The sequence below is a fragment of the Vibrio sp. 1641 genome, assembly GCF_033339995.1.
GTDB classification, from domain to species: domain Bacteria; phylum Pseudomonadota; class Gammaproteobacteria; order Enterobacterales; family Vibrionaceae; genus Vibrio; species Vibrio alginolyticus.
The window spans coordinates 1-513 of sequence record NZ_JAWOVP010000526.1 but is presented as its reverse complement, the minus strand read 5'-3'; the positions used below and the strand labels follow the sequence as shown (position 1 = coordinate 513).

Below are 513 nucleotides of genomic sequence, written 5' to 3'. Positions count from 1 at the left end.
AATACAGCGAAAAATACTTCTGGCGGTTACCCTCCGTACAACATCGAGCAAAAAGATGAGCACAACTACCGTATTACTATGGCAGTTGCTGGTTTCTCTGAAGACCAACTCGATCTAACTCAAAATGAAAACATGTTGATCGTGAAGGGCCAGCGTAAAGCAGAAGAAGGCAAAACCTACGTGTACCAAGGCATTGCAGAGCGCGATTTTGAACGTAAGTTCCAATTAGCGGACTATGTAAAAGTGACTGGCGCTTCAATGGAAAACGGCCTATTACACATTGACTTGGTTCGTGAAATTCCAGAAGCAATGCAACCACGTAAAATTGCTATCGGTGGCAACAACCTGCTAGAAAGCAACTAATCAGCAAGTTATTTGCCCTATAGAGTGAGAAAGAGCGCCAGTTGGCGCTCTTTTTAATTTGTGTCTTTGATGCGGGAGTTTGCTTTACTGACTTTGTAGGTAAGCCTTTTCGACTTCTTCCGCGATAATCGCGATACCTTTCTGCATCAT

General features: G+C 43.5%; 1 protein-coding gene. It reads left to right on the top strand.

The features are described 5' to 3' along the window. The coding region (locus R7Z47_RS26935) for an Hsp20 family protein (RefSeq protein ID WP_318131038.1) at positions 1-363 on the top strand (363 nt) is incomplete at its 5' end. Positions 364-513: the final 150 nt, after the last annotated feature.